At 74.1% G+C, this 18,794-nt stretch carries 16 protein-coding genes and 6 pseudogenes; 12 read left to right on the plus strand and 10 right to left on the minus strand.

Features of this window, described 5'->3' with window-relative positions:
• Positions 1 to 104 precede the first annotated feature (104 nt).
• A complete protein-coding gene (locus tag ACZ411_RS15285) occupies positions 105 to 2,585 on the plus strand; it encodes an excinuclease ABC subunit UvrA (RefSeq protein WP_464171467.1) in 2,481 nt (826 codons plus the stop codon).
• Between the two features lie 219 nt (positions 2,586 to 2,804).
• Positions 2,805 to 3,665: a DUF2510 domain-containing protein gene (locus ACZ411_RS15290; protein ID WP_464171469.1), complete on the plus strand. Its 861-nt coding sequence runs from the start codon at positions 2,805 to 2,807 to the stop codon at positions 3,663 to 3,665.
• 104 nt (positions 3,666 to 3,769) lie between these two features.
• On the opposite strand, the pseudogene ACZ411_RS15295 reads toward ACZ411_RS15290, so the two are convergent.
• The 3 genes and pseudogenes from ACZ411_RS15295 to ACZ411_RS15305 all read right to left on the minus strand — a co-directional run.
• Positions 3,770 to 4,621, minus strand: a pseudogene (locus ACZ411_RS15295) (5-oxoprolinase subunit C family protein); the annotation flags it as partial.
• The gene (locus ACZ411_RS15300; protein ID WP_464171471.1) at positions 4,618 to 5,238 is read right to left on the minus strand and encodes a 5-oxoprolinase subunit B family protein; all 621 of its coding nucleotides are present in this window, start codon (positions 5,236 to 5,238) and stop codon (positions 4,618 to 4,620) included. The gene ACZ411_RS15300 and the pseudogene ACZ411_RS15295, both read right to left, overlap by 4 nt.
• A complete protein-coding gene (locus ACZ411_RS15305; RefSeq protein WP_464171473.1) occupies positions 5,235 to 6,086 on the minus strand; it encodes a LamB/YcsF family protein in 852 nt (283 codons plus the stop codon). The genes ACZ411_RS15300 and ACZ411_RS15305 overlap by 4 nt, the downstream gene beginning before the upstream one ends.
• A gap of 112 nt (positions 6,087 to 6,198) precedes the next feature.
• On the opposite strand from ACZ411_RS15305, the pseudogene aspS reads away from it, so the two are divergent.
• From aspS to ACZ411_RS15325, 4 genes and pseudogenes are all read left to right on the plus strand, one after another.
• Positions 6,199 to 7,510, plus strand: a pseudogene (aspS, locus tag ACZ411_RS15310) (aspartate--tRNA(Asn) ligase).
• 205 nt (positions 7,511 to 7,715) lie between these two features.
• Positions 7,716 to 7,907 (plus strand): annotated as a pseudogene (locus ACZ411_RS15315) (DUF7882 family protein); the annotation flags it as partial.
• Positions 7,908 to 8,107: 200 nt separating this feature from the next.
• Positions 8,108 to 8,323, plus strand: coding sequence for a hypothetical protein (locus tag ACZ411_RS15320; RefSeq protein WP_464171516.1), 216 nt, complete (start codon positions 8,108 to 8,110; stop codon positions 8,321 to 8,323).
• 79 nt (positions 8,324 to 8,402) lie between these two features.
• Positions 8,403 to 9,071, plus strand: a complete 669-nt coding sequence (locus ACZ411_RS15325; RefSeq protein WP_464171518.1) for a DUF6518 family protein — start codon at positions 8,403 to 8,405, stop codon at positions 9,069 to 9,071.
• A gap of 171 nt (positions 9,072 to 9,242) precedes the next feature.
• Here ACZ411_RS15325 and ACZ411_RS15330 read toward each other — a convergent pair whose 3' ends face one another.
• Both ACZ411_RS15330 and ACZ411_RS15335 read right to left on the minus strand, forming a co-directional pair.
• Positions 9,243 to 9,371 carry a Dabb family protein gene (locus ACZ411_RS15330; protein WP_464171475.1) on the minus strand — a complete coding sequence of 43 codons (129 nt, stop codon included), beginning with the start codon at positions 9,369 to 9,371 and terminating at the stop codon, positions 9,243 to 9,245.
• Between the two features lie 234 nt (positions 9,372 to 9,605).
• A complete protein-coding gene (locus ACZ411_RS15335; RefSeq protein WP_104289606.1) occupies positions 9,606 to 9,869 on the minus strand; it encodes a glutaredoxin family protein in 264 nt (87 codons plus the stop codon).
• A 77-nt stretch (positions 9,870 to 9,946) separates the two neighbouring features.
• Here ACZ411_RS15335 and ACZ411_RS15340 point away from each other — a divergent pair, with 77 nt between their 5' ends.
• The gene (locus tag ACZ411_RS15340) at positions 9,947 to 10,699 is read left to right on the plus strand and encodes an HAD family hydrolase (protein ID WP_464171477.1); all 753 of its coding nucleotides are present in this window, start codon (positions 9,947 to 9,949) and stop codon (positions 10,697 to 10,699) included.
• A 138-nt stretch (positions 10,700 to 10,837) separates the two neighbouring features.
• On the opposite strand, the gene ACZ411_RS15345 is transcribed toward ACZ411_RS15340, so the two are convergent.
• The 3 genes from ACZ411_RS15345 to ACZ411_RS15355 form a co-directional block, all read right to left on the minus strand.
• The gene (locus tag ACZ411_RS15345; protein WP_003792170.1) at positions 10,838 to 10,936 is read right to left on the minus strand and encodes a 30S ribosomal protein bS22; all 99 of its coding nucleotides are present in this window, start codon (positions 10,934 to 10,936) and stop codon (positions 10,838 to 10,840) included.
• 72 nt (positions 10,937 to 11,008) lie between these two features.
• On the minus strand, positions 11,009 to 11,248 hold the full coding sequence (locus ACZ411_RS15350; RefSeq protein ID WP_094115012.1) for a helix-turn-helix domain-containing protein: 240 nt from the start codon (positions 11,246 to 11,248) through the stop codon (positions 11,009 to 11,011).
• The gene (locus tag ACZ411_RS15355; protein WP_464171481.1) at positions 11,238 to 11,918 is read right to left on the minus strand and encodes an ArsR/SmtB family transcription factor; all 681 of its coding nucleotides are present in this window, start codon (positions 11,916 to 11,918) and stop codon (positions 11,238 to 11,240) included. The genes ACZ411_RS15350 and ACZ411_RS15355 overlap by 11 nt, the downstream gene beginning before the upstream one ends.
• Positions 11,919 to 11,996: 78 nt before the next feature.
• Here ACZ411_RS15355 and ACZ411_RS15360 point away from each other — a divergent pair, with 78 nt between their 5' ends.
• Together ACZ411_RS15360 and ACZ411_RS15365 are read left to right on the plus strand one after the other, a co-directional pair.
• Positions 11,997 to 13,421, plus strand: coding sequence for a TrkH family potassium uptake protein (locus tag ACZ411_RS15360; RefSeq protein ID WP_094115010.1), 1,425 nt, complete (start codon positions 11,997 to 11,999; stop codon positions 13,419 to 13,421).
• 64 nt (positions 13,422 to 13,485) lie between these two features.
• A pseudogene (locus ACZ411_RS15365) lies at positions 13,486 to 14,155 on the plus strand (potassium channel family protein).
• Positions 14,156 to 14,195: 40 nt separating this feature from the next.
• Here ACZ411_RS15365 and proC read toward each other — a convergent pair.
• Positions 14,196 to 15,005: a pyrroline-5-carboxylate reductase gene (proC, locus tag ACZ411_RS15370; RefSeq protein ID WP_464171520.1), complete on the minus strand. Its 810-nt coding sequence runs from the start codon at positions 15,003 to 15,005 to the stop codon at positions 14,196 to 14,198.
• 211 nt (positions 15,006 to 15,216) lie between these two features.
• Between proC and ACZ411_RS15375 the strand changes: the two are divergent.
• Positions 15,217 to 16,135 (plus strand): annotated as a pseudogene (locus ACZ411_RS15375) (cation diffusion facilitator family transporter).
• A gap of 41 nt (positions 16,136 to 16,176) precedes the next feature.
• Here ACZ411_RS15375 and tadA read toward each other — a convergent pair.
• Positions 16,177 to 16,659 (minus strand): tRNA adenosine(34) deaminase TadA, encoded by a 483-nt coding sequence (tadA, locus tag ACZ411_RS15380; protein ID WP_464171483.1) that lies wholly within the window; start codon positions 16,657 to 16,659, stop codon positions 16,177 to 16,179.
• A 32-nt stretch (positions 16,660 to 16,691) separates the two neighbouring features.
• Between tadA and upp the strand changes: the two genes are divergently transcribed.
• Positions 16,692 to 17,330, plus strand: coding sequence for a uracil phosphoribosyltransferase (gene upp, locus ACZ411_RS15385; protein WP_104289612.1), 639 nt, complete (start codon positions 16,692 to 16,694; stop codon positions 17,328 to 17,330).
• Between the two features lie 368 nt (positions 17,331 to 17,698).
• A pseudogene (locus ACZ411_RS15390) lies at positions 17,699 to 18,497 on the plus strand (winged helix-turn-helix domain-containing protein).
• Positions 18,498 to 18,794: the final 297 nt, after the last annotated feature.

Below are 18,794 nucleotides of genomic sequence, written 5' to 3' on the forward strand. Positions count from 1 at the left end.
CGGGCGGCCGGTCGGGCGATGCGGCCGGTCGCGCTCGGGCGCCCGAGCGCGCCCCGCTGCCGGCCGGTGCGCCGACGTCCGCCGACCCGCATAGGGTCGAGCAGGTGCCTCCCACCGGAACGACCCCGCCCGCATCCGCTCCCGACGACCGCGCCGACGGCTTCGTCCGGGTCCGCGGTGCGGCGGAGAACACGCTCCGCGACGTGGACGTCGACATCCCGCGCGACCGCATCGTCGCGTTCACCGGCGTCTCCGGCTCGGGCAAGTCGTCCCTCGCCTTCGGCACGGTGTACGCGGAGGCGCAGCGCCGCTTCTTCGAGTCGGTCGCGCCGTACGCGCGCCGCCTCATCCGGCAGGAGCAGACCCCGCACGTCGACAGCATCACCGGGCTGCCGCCCGCCGTCGCGCTCCAGCAGCGCCGCGGGGCGCCCAGCACGCGGTCGACCGTCGGCACGGTGACCACGCTCTCCAACTCGCTGCGGATGCTCCTCTCCCGCGCCGGCGCCTACCCGGCCGGCCAGGGCCGGCTCGACTCCGATGCCTTCTCCCCCAACACCGCCGCGGGCGCGTGCCCGGTGTGCCACGGCCTCGGCGTCGCGCACACCGTCACGGAGGCCTCGCTCGTGCCGGATCCGTCGCTCAGCATCCGCGACGGCGCGATCGCCGCGTGGCCGGGCGCCTGGCAGGGCAAGAACCTCCGCGACATCACGATCGCGCTCGGCCACGACGTCGACGTCCCCTGGCGGGACCTGCCGCGGGACGCCCGCGACTGGATCCTCTTCACCGAGGAGCAGCCGGTGGTGCAGATCACCCCGCAGCGCGACCGCGTGGCGAAGCCGTACAACGGCCGCTTCTGGAGCGCCCGCGCCTACGTCCTGCACACGCTCGCCGACTCCGCGAGCCCGCGCCTGCGCGAGGCGGCGCTCGCGCACATGGTCTCGGGCACGTGCGAGCGGTGCGGCGGCAGCGGGCTCACGCCCGAGGCGCTCGCGGTGACCTTCGCCGGCCGCAGCATCGCGGAGCTCAACGCGCTGACGCTCGCGGACCTGGCCGCCGCCATCGCACCCGCCCCGGGCATGGGCGACGTGGCCGTCACCATCACCACCGACCTCGTCGGGCGCCTCGCCGTGCTGGTGGACCTCGGCCTCGGCTACCTGAGCCTCGGCCGCGTCACCACCACGCTGTCTCCCGGCGAGATGCAGCGGCTCCGGCTCGCGACGCAGCTGCGGTCGGGCCTGTTCGGCGTCGTCTACGTGCTCGACGAGCCATCGGCCGGCCTCCACCCGGCCGACGCCGAGCCGCTGCTCGAGGTGCTCGCGCAGCTGCGCGACTCCGGCAACTCGGTCTTCGTGGTGGAGCACGACATGGACGTCGTGCGGCAGGCCGACTGGATCGTGGACGTCGGCCCGGGTGCCGGCGAGGCGGGCGGATCCGTGGTCTACAGCGGCCCGGTCGACGGCCTCCGCGAGGTGGAGGCCTCCGCGACCCGCCCCCACCTGTTCCCCGACCTCGCGCCGCCGCGCGCCGCCCGGACCCCCAGGACGCCCACCGGCACCATCCGCGCGACGGGAGTGACGCTGCACAACCTCGTCGACCTCGACGTCGAGATCCCGCTCGGCGTGATGGTCGCCGTGACGGGCGTCTCCGGATCCGGCAAGTCGACTCTCGTGAGCCGCGTCCTCCCCGACCTCCTGCGGGCCTCCCTCGCGCCCGACCGCGTGGTCGTCGAGCAGGCGGACGGCGACGACGACGCGTCGGGAGCCGCGCGGATCGCCCGCGTCGAGGGCGCCGAGGCGGTGGACCGGCTCGTGTCCGTCGACCAGCGCCCCATCGGCCGCACCCCGCGCTCGACGCTCGCCACCTACACGGGCCTCTTCGATGCGGTCCGGCGCACGTACGCCGCCACCGACGCGGCGCGCGCCCGCGGCTACGGCGCCGGCCGCTTCTCCTTCAACGTGGCGGGCGGGCGCTGCGAGACGTGCCAGGGCGAGGGCTCGGTGACGGTCGAGCTCCTCTTCCTGCCCGGGTCGTACGGGCCGTGCCCCACCTGCCACGGCGCCAGGTACGAGCCGGGGACGCTCGAGGTCGAGTACCGCGGCCGGTCCATCGCCGACGTGCTGGCGATGACGGTCGACGAGGCCCACGGCTTCCTCGTGGACGTGCCGCTCGCCGAGCGCGCCCTGGCGACGCTCCGCGACGTGGGCCTCGGCTACCTGCGGCTCGGCCAGCCCGCGACCGAGCTCTCCGGCGGCGAGGCCCAGCGGATCAAGCTCGCCACCGAGCTGCAGCGGGCGCCCCGCGGCCACACGCTCTACCTGCTCGACGAGCCGACCACGGGGCTGCACCCGGCCGACGTCGTGCTCCTGCTGCGCCAGCTCCAGGGCCTCGTCGACGCGGGCAACACGGTCGTCGTCGTCGAGCACGAGATGGACGTGGTCGCGGACGCCGACCGGGTGATCGACCTCGGCCCGTCCGGCGGCGACCAGGGCGGCCGGATCGTCGCCCAGGGCACCCCGCGGGAGGTCGCGGACACGGCCGGCAGCCGCACCGCGCCGTACCTCGCGCGGCGGCTCCCGGCGACGTGAACGGGGCCTCGCGCGGCGGCTCCCGGGACGCGGACGGAGGCCGCGCGCGGCGGCGCGCGGCTACGTGATCGGGGCCTCCCGCGGCGGCCCGCGGCGCCGTGGACGGGGGCCGCGTCCGTCGGCCCGGGTCCAGGCCGACGTGGGTAGTGTGACCTCCAGCGTCCGTGCCCGCGCGCGTCCGACGCCCCACCTGCATGCCGCACCTCGCAAGGAGCACTCGTGACTGACTCGACCGGAACACCCTCCACGCCCGCGGGATGGTACGCGGACCCCGCCGGATCCGACCGCCTGCGCTGGTGGGACGGCACGCGGTGGACGGACCACCTGACGGACGTCCCGGCCGCGGCGAGCCCCGCTGCCTCCTCCGCCGCGACGTCGTCCTCGACGGAAGCGGGCCGCGATCCGGAGCAGGCAGCTCCCGCCACCGCCCACGTGCCGCCGGTCGCGCCGCCCGTCAGCCCGCAAGCGGCGCAGCAGCCGTACTCGCAGCAGCCCTACTCCCAGCAGCCGTCGGGCCAGCAGCCCTACTCGCAGCAGCCGTCCGGCCAGCAGCCGTACTCGCAGGCCGGGTACGCGCAGCCGGCCTACGCCGCGCCCACCCCGCCGCCGCAGGCGCCCGCGGGCACCTCCCCGTTCACCTGGGCGGTGTGGATCCTCGCGGCGCTGCCGGTGATCTCGATCCTCCTCGCGCTGGCCGTCGACTACCGTGCCGCGCTCGAGATGGGCGCGCGTGGTCCACGGCCCGACGTCGCCGTCGCCTCGGCGCTCAGCAGCCTCGTGCAGTTCCTCATGTGGGCGGCCTCCGTGGCGCTCGCCTACTTCGACCACCGCGACCTCACGCGCCGCGGGGTCGTCCGGCCGTTCCACTGGGCGTGGGCGTTCATCCCCGTCGCAGGCGGCGTCTACCTGATCGGCCGGTCGATCGTCGTCCGCCGTCGCATCCCCGGCTCCCCCGCCAACGCGCTCGCGCCCGTCTGGCTCTGGATCGGGCTCATCGTCATCGTCGCGTTCGTCTCCATCGTCAAGGCCGTGGAGGCCTTCACCACCAGCCTGCAGATGTACGGCACCGGCGGGTACTGACCTCCGCACCACCCGCGCCCCGGTCGGCGCGTCGGCCTACAGACGAGGCGGACGCGCTGGCCGGGGCGCAGCTGCGCGGCCAGCCGGACGTCGTCGCGGGCGACCACGCCGATCACCGGGTAGCCGCCCGTCATCGGGTGGTCGGCGAGGAAGAGGATCGGCTGGCCCGACGGCGGCACCTGGAGCGCTCCGGTGACGACGCCCTCGCTGGGCAGCTCGCCGGGGATCCGCCGGACGAGCGGCTCCCCCGCCAGGCGGACCCCGACGCGGTCGGCCTCGGCGGTCACCTCCCAGGGCCGGTCGAGGAGCGCGGCCCACGCCCCGTCGACGAACCAGTCGAGACGGGGCCCGGCCGACACGCGGAGGACGACCTCGCCGTCCGCGGGCGCGGTCACGGCGAGCGAGTCGACCGGGGGCACGGGCCGCGCGGGCGGCGGCCCCACGGGGAGCACGTCGCCCGCCGCCACCGCCGCCGGGCCGACCCGCGACAGCAGGTCGGTGGCGCGCGACCCGAGGACGGGCGCCGCGTCGATCCCGCCGCGCACCGCCAGGTACCAGCGGATGCCCGCGACCGCGGCGCCGATCTCGAGCGCGTCGCCCGCGTCCAGGAGCATGGCGGCGGCGTAGGGCGCGGGCCGCGCGCGGCGGCCGACCGTGCGGACCAGCGGCCCGACGGCGCCCGTGACGGCGACCCACACCGCGGCGGTCGCCCGCAGCACGGCGCCGCCGAGCACGATCTCGAGGCCCGCCGTGCCGGCGTCGTTGCCGACGAGGAGGTTCGCGTCGGCGAGCGCCCGCGGGTCGAGGGCCCCCGAGGGGGAGACGCCGATGCCGCCGTGGCCGGGGCGGCCCGCGTCCTGCACGAGCATCAGCGGGCCGGTGCGCTCGACGACCAGGGCGGGAGCCGACGCGGCCGCGGCGCGTCGTCCGCGGCGCGCGGCCTCCAAGCCGGTCATCCCGCCACCTCCCGGAAGCGCACGGCGGAGCCGGGCACGAGGAGCGCCGCGGGCTCCCGCTCCGGATCCCACAGGACCGCCCGCGTGGTGCCGATCAGCTGCCAGCCGCCGGGCGACGCCCGCGGGTAGATCCCGCTGAACTCGCCGGCGAGCGCCACGGCCCCGGCAGGCACGCGCGGCCGGGGCGACGACCGGCGCGGCACCTCGAGCCCCGACACGCCCGCGAGGTAGCCGAAGCCGGGCGCGAAGCCGCCGAACGCGACCGTCCAGATGCCGGAGGTGTGCCGCGCGACGACCTCGCGCTCGTCGACGCCGAGGAGGGCGGCGACGTCCGCCAGGTCCTCGCCGTCGTAGACCACGTCGATCTCCACCGGGTCGCCGCCGCGCGCGCCCGCCACGTCGGCGGGTCGGGCGGCGAGCGCCCAGGAGCGGGCCGCGGCGAGCGTCAGCACGTCGGGATCCACGGTGACGAGGATGGTGCGCGCGCCCGGGACGATGTCGACGACGCCCGCGGGCCGCGTCGCGTCGAGCACGGGCTGGAGGCGCAGGACCTCGTCGAGCGAGTCGAGGTCGAGCATCACGGCCGCGTCGCCGCACGGGAGGAGCCGGAGGGTCACAGGGCGCGCCGGTGGCGGGCGGGGAGCGCGCGGGATCCGGGGGCCTCGGCCGCAGCGGACTCGGACGCATGGGCTGACGCTCGGCCGTCGGCGTCCGGCACCGGCCGGACCTCCACGCCCGCGGCCTCGAGAGCGTCCCGCACGATGCGCGCCAGGTCCACGGCGCCCGGGGTGTCGCTGTGCAGGCACAGCGAGTCGGGGTCGAGCCGCACCACCGATCCGTCGATCGCCACGACCGTGCCCTCGGTCGCCATCCGCACCGAGCGCGCCGCGACCTCCGCGGGGTCGTGGATGACCGACCCCTCCCGCCGCCGGGAGACGAGCGCCCCCGCGGGCGTGTAGGCCCGGTCGGTGAACGCCTCGATCCGGGTCGGCAGGCCGGCGGTACCCGCCAACCGGAGGATCTCGGAGCCGGGCAGGCCGAGCACGGGGAGGCCCGGATCCAGCGCGACCACGGCATCGACCACGGCCTGCGCCTGCACGGGGTCGTGCGCGATCCGGTTGTAGAGGGCGCCGTGCGGCTTGACGTAGGAGACCCGCGCTCCGACCGTGCGCGCCATGCCGGAGATCGCGGCCAGCTGGTAGAGCACGTCGCCCGTGAGCTCGGCGGGCGACGCGTCGAGGTCGCGCCGCCCGAAGCCCGCCAGGTCGCGGTAGGCGACGTGCGCACCGACCGCCACCCCGTTCCGCGCGGCGCGCTCGAGCGCGTGCAGCATGACCAGCGGATCCCCGGCGTGGAACCCGCACGCGACGTTGGCGCTCGAGACGACGTCGAGCATCGCGTCGTCGTCGCCGAGGGTCCAGCGGCCGAAGGACTCGGCGAGGTCGCTGTTGAGGTCGATCTGCATGGCGGCTCCCCTGCACCGGGTGCGGCGGCCGCGCGCCGCGGCGCCGTCCCCTCCAGGCTAGGCGGCCCGCGGGGCGACCCGCCGGACGGCGGCGCGGATAGACTCGACGACCGTGACCTCCCGTACCCTGATCAAGAACCTGGCCGCCCTCGACGACGGGGACGTGGCCGTCTCCGGATGGGTCGAGACCGTCCGGGACCAGAAGAAGATCCAGTTCGTGATCCTCCGCGACGAGTCCGGCGCGGTGCAGCTCACCTACAAGCGCCAGGGCGACGAGGACGCGACCGCCGACACCATCTCCGGCCTCGCCGCAGGCACGTTCCTCACCGCGACGGGCACGCTCAAGCACGACGAGCGCGTGAAGCTCGGCGGCCTGGAGATCGGCCTGGCCGACATCGAGGTCGCCGGCGCGGCCATCCCCGAGACGCCCATCGCGGCCGACTCGTCCATCGACAAGCGCCTCGACTGGCGCTTCATCGACCTGCGCGCGCCGCGCAACTCGCTGATCTTCCGCGTGCAGACCACGCTCGTGCACGCGCTGCGCACCTACTGGGTGGAGCACGACTTCATCGAGGTCTTCTCCCCCAAGCTCATGGCCACGCCCTCCGAGTCGAACGCCGAGCTCTTCAAGGTCGACTACTTCGACGGCGTCGCGTACCTCACGCAGGAGCCCCCAGTTCTTCAAGCAGATGGCGCAGTCCGCGGGCTTCGGCAAGATGTTCGAGGTGGGACCGGCGTTCCGCGCCGACCCCTCCTTCACCTCGCGCCACGCCACGGAGTTCACCTCGGTGGACGCGGAGATCAGCTGGGTCGAGAGCCACGAGGACGTCGCCCGGCTCCAGGAGCAGCTCATCGTCGCCGCGCTCACCGCGGTGAAGGAGAAGCACGGCGACGAGATCCGCGAGCTGTTCGACGTGGAGGTGACGGTGCCCACCGTGCCGTTCCCGCGGATCCCGCTGCTCGAGGCGAAGGACATCGTCGCGAAGCGCGGCCACGTGATCGACCGTGCGGACGACGACCTCGACCCCGAGGGCGAGCGCCAGATCGCCGCGCACGTGATGGAGGAGTTCGGCCACGAGTTCGTGTTCCTCACGGACTACCCGTCGTCGATCCGGCCGTTCTACCACATGCGGAACGCCGAGGACCCGACGATCACGAACAGCTACGACCTCATCTGGAACGGCGTCGAGATCACCACCGGCGCGCAGCGCGAGCACCGCGTCGAGGTGCTCGAGGCGCAGGCCCGCGAGAAGGGCCTCGACCCCGAGGAGCTCGGCTCGTACCTCGACTTCTTCCGCTACGGCGTGCCCCCGCACGGCGGCTTCGGCATGGGCCTCAACCGCGTGCTGATGCTCCTGCTGCACCAGTCGAACCTGCGCGAGGTCACGTACCTCTTCCGGGGTCCGAACCGGCTCGCCCCGTAGGTCCCGCTCCACCGGACGGCCCGATCCCCGCGCAGGGGGTCGGGCCGTCCGCCGTTCCCGGGAGTCCGTTCTTCCCCAGGTGCCGTAATGTCGGCTCCAGAGCTCGTCGCCCTCGCCCGCGGGTCGCCGAGCAGCCGTGGACGCCGCGGGATAGGACGATCCCGCGACCCGACGGGCTCTGGACGGGACACGGAAGGACCGCCCGATGGGTCAGCTGATCTTCGACAGCACCACGCGCACCACCATCGACGACCGCGCCCTCGCGCACCTGCAGATCGTCATGCTGGCGAAGCTCCGCCGCCGGGAGAGCTTCGCGTTCTCGTGGAAGTACCCGGCCTCCGAGGGCGACGGGCGCAGCACCGTGTGGGTGGCGCCCGAGCTCCCGCTGCACTTCCGGTTCTCCGGCAGCCGCTCACCGGCCATCAACCCGGCCTGGGTGGACGTCCTCATGGACTGCCGCGAACACCGGGTCCGGCCTCCACCTGCTGCCGGAGCCGGCGGCCGGCACCACGCCGCATCCCGCGATCCACCCCGACTGACCCGCCGCGCGACCGCGCGGCGCACTCCCGGCACGCCCTCACCTCCCCAAGGACGCCCATGGCCCTCACGAACCTCCCCTACGACGACGAGGCGATCCTCGCCGCCGCCGAGTCCGCGACCATCATCAGCCGGGAGGTGCGGGACGTGCAGGTCGACTTCGCCGACACGAGCATCTCCGACGACGGCGTGGCCCGGATCACCGCCACCGTCTCCTGGACCGTCCCCGCGGACGAGGCCGTGCGGATCCTCGAGCGGGCGCTGCCGCGAGGCTGACCCCGCCTGCATCCGAGTGGGGACGCGGATCCTCCCCGCGGCCGACGACCGGTCGCGCGCCCGTTGGGAGGGTGGTGCCATGACCCGACCCGATCCCCGCACCACGCTCCGGGACGCCGGCGCCCGCCCCGCGTCGACGCCCGGCCCCCGGTCGCGGGAGACGTGGCGCACCGCGCTCCGTGCCGCCGCGATCGTCCTCGTGGCGAGCCTCGTCGTCGGCGGCCTCACCAGCCCGGCGCAGGGCTTCCTGCCCGACCCCGTCCGCCCGTTCGCGAACTCCGCGGGCGGCTCGAGCATGCTCGCCTTCCTCCTGGTGTGGGCCTCCGGTGCCCGCCCGCCGCTCGGGGCGCTGCTCGGCGCCGTCTCCTTCGTCGCCATGGTCGAGGCGTACGGCGTCGTGAGCCTCTGGCGCGGGTACTTCCTCGCCGATCCGCTCTCGTCCATGTGGATCCCGGTCGGTCTCGTGGCCGGCCCCGTCATCGGGCTCGCCGCCGCCCTCGTGCGGCATGCGGGTCGCGGCTGGGTCGTCGTGGGCGTCGCCGTGCTGAGCCTCGTCCTGGCCGCCGAGGGGACCTACGGCCTCCTGCTCCTCCAGGGCACGACGGGCGCCGCCTACTGGATCCTCGAGATCGTCCTCGCCGCCGCCTTCCTCGCCGCGGCCGTGCTGCGTGGTCGACGCGTCGACGGCGCGGCGCGCGGGACGAGCGCTACAGGCGCGTCGGGCGCCACGGCCCGCAGCCGGACCTGACCCACCGCGGGTAGCGGCCCGCAGCCGGTCCTGATCCGCCGCTGGTAGCGACCCGCCGCTGGTCCTGACCAGCCGCCAGCCCCGCCCCGCCGCGATGCGTCGACCGGAACGCGACAGCGGTTCCCGGCGGGAGCGCGAGGGCCGCGCCCGCGGGTCGGGCGCCCGCCGGGATCAGACCTCGAAGTCCACCGACGCCGCGGAGGCCACGAGGCTCCGCACGAACGCCGCGACCCGCTGGTGCTCCGGGTGCACGTCGTACGCGTCGAGCGCGGCGCGGTCGTCGAAGTCGGCGATGAGCACGAGGTCGTGGCTGCGCGCGGGATCCGGACCACGTCGCGCCCCACTTGGAACGAGCGGATGCCGGGCACGAGGCCGGCAGGGTGCCGAGGGCCTCGGCGACGCGGGCGGCGTCGCGGTCGAGGGCAGCGGGATCGCGGTCGGCGAGCTTCCAGGAGACGACGTGGCGCAGGGTCATGCCCCGACCCTATCCGCGCCCGGCCGCCTCCGCCGGGACGGGAGCCCGCCCGCGCCGGGTCAGCGGGCGTCGAGTGCCGTGCGCAGCCGGTCGGCGTCGATGCGCCAGTAGTTGTGCACGCGTCCGTCGATGAGCAGCACGGGGATCTCCTCCGCGTACCGGTCGGCGAGCGCCCGGTCGTCGAGGATGCTGCGCTCCTCCAGCGTCACCTCGGCGGCCCGCGTCGCGTCGAGCCCGCCGAGCACCTGCGTCACGACCTCCCGGGCGTCGTCGCAGAGGTGGCAGCCGGGCTTGCCGACGAGGGTGAGGACGGTGGCGCTCATCCGTCCAGCGTAGGCGAGCGCCCGCGCTCCGCCGCCCGGACGGCCGGCGCAGGAGCGTCGCCTACGCTGAGGCGATCATGGTCGAGCAGGCGGGCACCCCGGTCCTCGCGCTCTTCGACGTGGACAACACCCTCATCCACGGCGCGAGCGTGTTCCACCTCGTGCGCGGGCTGCGGGCGGCGGGGCTGCTCACGGTGCGCGACATCGTCGGCGCGGGCTGGAAGCACGCGCGCTTCAAGGCCCGTGGGGAGAACGACCGCCACCTCGCCTCGGCGCGCGCCCGCGGCCTCGAGGTGGTCACGGGCGTGACGGTCGCGGACATGGCCCGCCTCGCCGACGCCATCTACGAGCAGCACACCGCGCGGACGGTCTGGCCGGAGACGCTCGGCCTCGCGCAGGAGCACCTCGCGAAGGGCCACCAGGTCTGGCTCGTGACCGCGTCGCCCGCGTTCCTGGCCGACGTGATCGCGCGCCGCCTCGGCTTCACGGGCGCGCTCGGCAGCGCCCTCGAGGTGCGCGACGGCGCCTACACCGGCCGCCTCGACGGCGAGTTCCTGCACGGCGCGCACAAGGCCGACGCCGCGCGCTCCCTGCTGGCACGCACCGGCGCGGCACCGGACGACTGCTGGGCGTACTCCGACTCCCGGCACGACATCCCGCTGCTCACGCTCGTCGGGCACCCCGTGGTCGTGAACCCCGACCAGGCGCTCGCGGCCCACGCCCGCGGATCCGGCTGGCCGTCCCTCCGGCTGCGACGCGCGAGCATCCGCGACGCCCGTCGACGCGTGCGCCGCGAGGCCGCGCGGGCTGCGGGCCCCGCCGCCCCGTGACCGCCGCGCTCCGTGACCGGCGCAGCACCACGACCGGCACCGACGCCCGCATGCCGCTGGACGCACGAAGAGGACGCCGCCCCGTCTCCGGGTCGGCGTCCTCTCCTCGCGTGCTGCGCCCTCATGGACGCGTCCGCTCTACTTCTTGTTGCGACGCTGGTGGCGCGTCTTGCGAAGCAGCTTGCGGTGCTTCTTCTTCGCCATGCGCTTGCGACGCTTCTTGATCACTGAACCCATAGGGGCACCTCATCTGTTGCCGGACGGAACGCGCGGGCTCTGGTGACCCGCGGAAAATAGCCTCAGAGGAAGTCAGCCGACATCCGACATGCCGGTGTGACGCGACGCCTCGCCGGGCTGGCCGGGCACCGCGTTCGACGGGTCGATCGCGGCGAGGACGGCGGACTCCGGCACGCGGAACGAGCGGCCGAAGCGGATGGCGGGCAGGTCGCCGGAGTGCACGAGGCGGTAGACGGTCATCTTGGAGACGCGCATCATCTCCGCCACCTCGGCCACCGTGAGGAATCGGACGTCGGACAGGTCACGCGACATGGGCGGATCGACTCCTCGTTCTGCGTGACCGGCTCACGGGCCGTGGAGCACCCGCGATGCGGGCGCTGGTGCGCGAGTCTAGGGGTCCGGATGGACGCGTGTCCATCGTGTCACATCCTGCATCACGCGTCCCGCGCGTTCCCCTGCTTCCGGCCCCGCAGACGGCCGAGACCCGCCTGCCCCGCGGTGCCCGCGACCCGCGTCGCGTCGTGCACGGCGGCCGCCGCCTGGTACCGGGTGTCCGCCCAGATCCGGCCGAGGGACGCGGCGAACGGATAGCCGGCCGGGTCGTGGTCCCCGTCCTCGTCGGGGTCCCGCGAGAGTCCCCGCCGAGGAGGCCCGTGTCGGGATCGGCGGCTCCGTCGTCGAGCGCCGGGTCGTCGCGGCCGTCGTCGACGAAGGGCGCGATCCAGGCGTCGAGCTCCTCGAGCGGCGCCGGCTCCAGCCGGTAGTAGCGGTGCTGCCCCTCCTCCCGCACCGACACGAGGCCGATGTCGCGGAGCACCCGCAGGTGCTTGGAGACGGTCGGCTGGCTGAGCCCGAGGGTCTGCACGAGCTCCGAGACGCTGATCTCGCCCGTGGGCGCCTCGGGCACCGCGCGTCGGTCGAGCAGCACGCGGAGGAGGTCGCGGCGGGTGGGATCCGACACGACGTCGAAGATGTCAGCCATGCCCGAAGGGTATTCCGTCCCGCGCTCGCAGTACCATGGCGAACCGGGCCCCAGGGCCGTCGAACGGACAAGGGGACCATGCGCGTCAGGCCGGATCACGGGCGACCCCTGCTGGGACGCATCCGCGACTTCCTCGACTACTTCGCGCACTCCACGCCCGCGCGCTTCGCGATCCTCATCTTCGCCGCGCTGGTGCTCACGCTCACCACGATCCTCATGCTCCCGGGCATGACGACGTCGGGGGACGCGGCTCCGTTCGCCGACGCCCTCTTCACGGCCGTCTCCGCCATCTGCGTCACGGGCCTCGCGACGGTCGACATGGCCACGTACTGGAGCCCGCTCGGCCACGCCTTCATCGCGCTCGGCGTGCAGATCGGCGGCATCGGCGTGCTCACGCTGGCATCGATCATGGGGCTCATCGTGTCGCGCCGCCTCGGCCTCAAGGCCCGGCTCATGGCGGCGAGCGACAGCAACCCCCTGCGCATCCACCACGGTCCCGTCGCCGAGGGCCAGGCCGTGAAGCTCGGCGAGATCGGCACGCTGCTGCTCACGGTCGCGATCAGCGCCCTCGTCATCGAGCTGTCCATCGCGGCGCTCCTCTTCCCCCGGATCCTGCTGGAGGGCATCCCGGTCGGCCAGGCGGCCCTCGACGCCTTCTACTACTCGCTCATGGCGTTCACGAACACCGGCTTCGTCTTCAGCGAGGCCGGGTTCGAGCTGTACCACCAGGACTACTGGTTCCTCAGCCTCCTCATGGTCGGCGTCTTCCTCGGCAGCATCGGCTTCCCCGTCATCTACGCCGTCTACCGCGGGTGGCGGAAGCCGCGCCGCTTCTCGGTGCACGTGAAGCTGACGCTCTGGACGTCCCTGATCCTCATCGTCCTCGGCACGCTCGCCTACGTGATCCTCGAGTGGGACAACAAGCGGACGTTCGCGCTGATGGACCCGGTGCAGCACGGCTTCCAGGCGCTGTTCCTCTCCGTCATGACGCGCTCGGGCGGGTTCTCGACGCTCGACATGGCCGAGTTCGGCAACGCGAGCCTGCTGGTCACGGACATGCTCATGTTCATCGGCGGCGGATCCGCGTCCACCGCCGGCGGCATCAAGGTCACGACCCTGGCGATCCTGTTCCTCGCCGCGTTCGCCGAGGCCCGCGGCAGCGAGTCGATGGAGGTCTTCGAGCGCCGCATCCCGAGCGACGTGCTCCGACTCGCGGTGAGCATCGTGCTGTGGGGCGCCACCACGGTCGCGCTCAGCAGCATCGTGCTGCTGCAGATCTCCGGCGAGCGCCTCGACTACGTGCTGTTCGACGCGATCTCCGCCTTCGCCACCTCCGGCCTCAGCACGGGCTTCACGGCCGAGGCCACCGATCCCGCGAAGTACGTGCTCGCGGCCACCATGTTCCTGGGCCGCGTCGGCACCGTGACGCTCGCCGCCGCCCTGGCCGCGAGCACGCGGCGCCAGCTGTTCCAGCGCTCCGAGGAGCGGCCCATCGTCGGCTGACCCGCCGACCCGCGTCCCCCGCACCTGCCCCACCCACCGCACCGCCGCACCAGGAAGGCCCCCCATGGGCGAACGCATCCCCCACAACGCCCCCGTGCTCGTGATCGGCCTCGGCCGCTTCGGCGCCGCGACCGCCGGCCAGCTGGCCCGCCTCGACCGCGAGGTGCTCGCGATCGACGCGAGCGAGGGACTCGTGCAGAAGTGGTCCGACCGGGTCACGCACGCGGTGCAGGCCGACGCGCGCAACATCGAGGCGCTGCAGCAGCTCGGCGCCAAGGACTTCTCCATCGCGGTGGTCGCGGTCGGCTCCTCCATCGAGGCGAGCGTCCTCATCACCGCGAACCTGGTGGACCTCAAGATCCCCCAGATCTGGGCCAAGGCCATCAGCCAGTCGCACGGCAAGATCCTCGAGCGCATCGGCGCGAACCACGTGATCTACCCGGAGGCAGAGGCGGGCGAGCGGGTGGCGCACCTCGTGTCGGGGCGGATGCTCGACTTCATCGAGTTCGACGACGACTTCGTGCTCGCCAAGATGTACCCGCCGAAGCCGATCCGCGGGCTCGCGCTCGCCGCAGTCGTCCGTGCGCCGCCGCTACCGCATCACCGTGGTCGGCGTGAAGACGCCCGGCAAGCCGTTCACCTACGCGACCGCGGAGACCGTCGTCTCGAACCACGACCTCATCATCGTGTCCGGCACCTCCGCCGACATCGAGCGGTTCGCCTCGCTCTCGTAGGCCCGGCGGGGTGCTGCGCTCCCCGCGGCGGACGCGCGGGTCAGCCCGCCGCGAGCTCCCGCGCCCGCGCGAGGGCGGCGTCGGTCGCGCGGTCGAAGAGCCCCGACAGGTCGGCCGCCTGCAGCACCTCCACGGCCCGCTCGGTGGTGCCCTTCGGGCTCGTGACCCGGCGCCGCAGCTCGGCGGGGTCGTCGTCGGACGCGGCGAGCAGCTCGACCGCTCCCCGGAACGTGCCCTGGACGAGCACCCGGGCCTCCTCCGGGCTGAAGCCCTTGGCCCGGGCGGTGCGCGTCAGCTCCTCGACGAGGAGGAAGACGTACGCGGGCCCCGACCCCGAGATCGTGCTGAGCGCGTCGATCCGGTCCTCGGGCACCTCGACCACGTCGCCGACGGTCGCGAACACCGCGCGCGCGAGGGCCAGGTCGTCGGGGGTCGAGCGCGTGCCCGCAGCGAGCCCGGCGACGCCGCGGCCCACGAGCGACGGTGTGTTCGGCATCGACCGGACCACCGCCACGTGCGCCGGCAGCAGCGCCTCGAACGTCGCGATGGTGACGCCGGCCGCGACGCTCACCACGAGGGTGCCGGGATCGAGGTCGTCGGCGATCTCGCGCAGCAGGTCCGGCACCATGTGGGGCTTCACTCCCACGATGACGACGCGGGCCCCGCGGACCGCGCGACGGTTCGCCTCGGGGTCCTCCTCGACGCTCGCGGCCGAGACCCCGTCACGCCGGGCGAGGGCCGACGCGCTGGCCGCGGAGCGGGTCGTCACGCGCACGTCGCCCTCGACCCGCACCCGCGGCGAGAGGAGGCCCCCGAGGATGGCGCCGTTCATGGATCCGGTGCCGAGCATCGCGAGCGACGGGAGCAGGACCGGCTCCGTCGCGCTCGTGGTCTCGGCGGGGGCGGCGGGGCGGGCGGCATCGGCGGGCATGCCCTGATCCTAGGGAACGGGCCTCCCGGCCGACCCGTCGGACGGGGCGTCCGCGTGGCTAGGCTGAGGCGACCGGGGCATGCGCGCCCGGGCGGCCCGAGCCGTCCCCGCCGGTCGAGGAGGTCCCGCCTTGAGCGAATCGCACGGCAGCAAGGCCATCTTCGCCGCCCTGGCCGCCAACGTCGGCATCGCGATCACGAAGTTCATCGCGGCCTTCTTCTCCGGCTCCTCGTCGATGCTCGCGGAGGGCGTGCACTCGCTCGCGGACTCGGGCAACCAGATCCTGCTGCTCATCGGCGGCAAGCGCGCCCGGCGGGTCGCCGACGAGGAGCACCCCGTTCGGCTACGGACGCGTCCGCTACGTCTACGCGTTCATCGTGTCGATCATCCTGTTCTCCGTGGGCGGCGTGTACTCGCTCTACGAGGGCATCCACAAGATCGAGCACCCCGAGCCGCTCGACGTGCCGTGGCTCCCGATCGTGGTGCTCCTGATCGCCATCGCCCTGGAGTCCTTCTCGCTCCGCACCGCCATCAAGGAGTCGAACCCGCTGCGCGGGAAGCAGACGTGGGTGCAGTTCGTGCGCCGGGCGAAGAGCCCGGAGCTGCCCGTGCTCCTGCTGGAGGACACCGCGGCGCTCTCCGGCCTCGTCTTCGCGCTCCTGGGCGTCGTCGCCTCCATCGTCACGGGAGACGGCATCTACGACGGGATCGGGACCCTGCTCATCGGCGTCCTCCTCGTCGCGGTCGCGGTGGTGCTCGGCGTGGAGATGAGCAGCCTGCTCGTGGGCGAGGGCGCTTCGAAGCCCGACCTGGCCGCGATCCGCGCCGCCATCACGGCCGGCCACGAGGCCGAGTCGATCATCCACATGAAGACCCTGTACCTCGGGCCGGACGAGCTCCTGGTCGCGGCGAAGATCGCGATGCCGGCGACGAGCTCGCTCGGCGACGTCGCGGCGGGGATCGACGCGATCGAGCGCCGGGTGCGCGAGGCCGTGCCGGTCGCGCGCGTCATCTACCTCGAGCCCGACGTGCGGGTCGCCACGCGCTGATCGGCCCCCGGGACGCCGGGCCCACTCTCGGGGTCCGCGCGTCAGGCGCCGTGGTCCGCGCGCCGGTCGGCGAAGAACGCGTCGAGCAGCTGCGCGCACTCCTCGGCCCGGACGCCCGCGAACACCTCCGCACGATGCGGCAGGCGCCGGTCGCGCAGCACGTCGTAGAGCGAGCCGGCGGCGCCGGCCTTCTCGTCCCATGCGCCGAAGACCACGCGGGGCACGCGCGCGGCGAGGATCGCGCCGGCGCACATCACGCACGGCTCGAGCGTGACCACGAGGGTGCTGCCCACCAGGTGCCGGTCGCCGGTGGTCGCCGCGGCCTCCCGCAGCGCCTCGACCTCGGCATGCGCGGTGGGGTCCTGGCGGGCCTCCCGGAGGTTGCGGCCGCGGCCGATCACGACGCCCGACGCGTCGACGACGACCGCCCCGACGGGCACGTCCCCGGTGGCCTCGCAGGCCCGGGCCTCGTCGAGCGCCACGGCCATCCAGCGGTCGTAGTCGCCGGGCACGTGGAGGTCCAATCGCCGTCCCCCTTGCTGATTAGATGGAGCCTATGCGAGTCCACGTAGCCGACCACCCGCTCATCACGCACAAGCTGACGGCGCTGCGGGACCGCACCACCCCCTCCCCCGTGTTCCGCAGCCTCGCCGACGAGCTGGTCACGCTGCTGGCCTACGAGGCCACGCGCGACGTCCGCGTGGAGACGATCACCGTGCAGACCCCGGTGGCGCCCGCGCAGGGCCTCACGCTGAGCGACCCCAAGCCGCTCGTCGTCCCCATCCTCCGCGCCGGGCTCGGCATGCTCGACGGCCTGATGCGCCTCATGCCGAGCGCCGAGGTCGGCTTCCTCGGCATGGTGCGCAACGAGGAGACCCTCCAGCCCGACATCTACGCCGAGCGCCTCCCCACCGACCTCTCCAACCGCCAGTGCTTCGTGGTCGACCCGATGCTCGCCACGGGCGGGTCGCTCATCGCGGCCATCGAGTACCTCTTCGAGCGCGGCGCGGTCGACGTCACGTGCATCTGCCTCATCGCGGCGCCCGAGGGGCTGAAGGCCGTCGAGGAGGCCACCGCCGGCCGCGAGGTCACGATCGTGCTCGGCGCGCTCGACGACCGGCTCGACGAGGTGGGCTACATCATCCCGGGGCTCGGCGACGCGGGCGACCGCCTGTACGGCACCGCCGCGCACTGACCCGGGCCGCGCCTCCGCGCACCCTGTCCGGCGACGCACGGATCCTGCGCGTCCCGCACGATTCCCGCCCTCCCTGTTGACACGGACGCACACATCCGTGCATGCTCTCCCCATGACTCTGAACGCGCACGTCCTGACCTCCTCCGAGGCCTCGGGAGTCGCCGGCATGATGATGCCCGGCCGTGTCGCGCTGTCCTGTCGAATGCCGGCCTGACCCGCTGCCTTCGCCCGAGCGGTCCCGCGACGCATCCGTCGCCGACCCTCCTCGCCGTCGCCCGGCGCATCCGCCCCCTGAGGCGTCTCGCACTCCCCTGAGGTCCCGCGCACTCCAGCTGCGCCGCACCCGCATCATCACAAGGACTCCCGCAATGTCCCTCGCGACCATCGACACCGCCCGCACCTCCCTCCGATCCGCTCCCGCCGCGCCCGTGCTCCGCGCGGCGGCCCCCCTCGCCCCGGCCGTCCGCCGGAGCCACCCCGCCTCGATCACGTCGCCGGCCCCGGCGCCCGTCGTCGCCCCCGTCGCCGCACCGGCCCGGCCCGCACGGCTCCGCGCCGTGCCCGAGGGCACCGAGGCGCGCGGCTTCGCCATCTACGTCGGCCTCGACGAGCTGAAGGCCGCCGCCGCGGGGACCAGACCTCGGCACCGTGGTCGCCGCCCTCAAGCGGCTCGCGGCCGAGCTCGCGCCCGGCGCCGAGACGCACGCCGCGGTGGCCCTCGCCCCCGAGGGCGCCGGCGGTCGCGACATCGACGTGGTGCGCCTCGCGCTCCAGGACCCCGCCGCCGTCGCCCAGCACCGCGAGCAGCCCGAGGACGAGGACCGCGTGGACGGCGGCGTGACCGTCGACCTGTCGCGCAAGCGCGTGGTGCTCGACGGCGAGACGGCCCCGCTCACGTACAAGGAGTTCGAGCTGCTGCAGTACCTGGTGCTCCGCGAGGGCCGCACCATCGAGCGCTCCGAGCTCATCGGCTCCCTGTGGTCCGCCACGGACGAGGACGACGTCCCGAACGAGCGCACCATCGACGTCCACGTGCGCCGCCTCCGCTCGAAGCTCGGCCGCTACGAGGAGATCGTGCGCACCGTGCGCGGCGCCGGCTACCGATTCGACCGCCACGCCGACGTCTCCGTGCACCACGCCAGCGCCCAGTCCCCCGACCTCTTCTAGGGCCGCGCGGTCCGCACAGGCCGCCCATCCGGAGCTGTCGGCGTACTCCCAGCACATCGCGGCGTTTCCGGGTAGCGGGGCGTTACGGGATCGTTATACAGTCTTCTCGTCCCCACCGTTTGCTGTGGCGGTGGAGACGGAATGTGATTGCAGGACACTCCTGGTGCAAGGGAGAGGGCCGGCCCCATGCCTCTGGGGTCGGCCCTCGGTCGATGTCCGGCGCCGTCCGCGCCGGATCCTCCCCACGGCGCCGCCCTAGACTTCGGGACGAGAGCGTGCGCCCGATCGCCATCGCGG

The sequence above is a fragment of the Clavibacter sp. AC415 genome, from assembly GCF_979252985.1.

Coding starts and splice junctions, on each gene's coding strand:
- proC (WP_464171520.1), bottom strand. CDS start 15,005: ATGCTCGGCACCGGATCCATGAACGGCGCCATCCTCGGGGGCCTCCTC.
- ACZ411_RS15350 (WP_094115012.1), bottom strand. CDS start 11,248: ATGTCGCGTGACCTGTCCGACGTCCGATTCCTCACGGTGGCCGAGGTG.
- ACZ411_RS15345 (WP_003792170.1), bottom strand. CDS start 10,936: ATGGGTTCAGTGATCAAGAAGCGTCGCAAGCGCATGGCGAAGAAGAAG.
- ACZ411_RS15320 (WP_464171516.1), top strand. CDS start 8,108: ATGGCCCTCACGAACCTCCCCTACGACGACGAGGCGATCCTCGCCGCC.
- ACZ411_RS15305 (WP_464171473.1), bottom strand. CDS start 6,086: ATGCAGATCGACCTCAACAGCGACCTCGCCGAGTCCTTCGGCCGCTGG.
- ACZ411_RS15355 (WP_464171481.1), bottom strand. CDS start 11,918: ATGGCTGACATCTTCGACGTCGTGTCGGATCCCACCCGCCGCGACCTC.
- ACZ411_RS15360 (WP_094115010.1), top strand. CDS start 11,997: ATGCGCGTCAGGCCGGATCACGGGCGACCCCTGCTGGGACGCATCCGC.
- upp (WP_104289612.1), top strand. CDS start 16,692: ATGCGAGTCCACGTAGCCGACCACCCGCTCATCACGCACAAGCTGACG.
- ACZ411_RS15325 (WP_464171518.1), top strand. CDS start 8,403: ATGACCCGACCCGATCCCCGCACCACGCTCCGGGACGCCGGCGCCCGC.
- ACZ411_RS15340 (WP_464171477.1), top strand. CDS start 9,947: ATGGTCGAGCAGGCGGGCACCCCGGTCCTCGCGCTCTTCGACGTGGAC.
- ACZ411_RS15335 (WP_104289606.1), bottom strand. CDS start 9,869: ATGAGCGCCACCGTCCTCACCCTCGTCGGCAAGCCCGGCTGCCACCTC.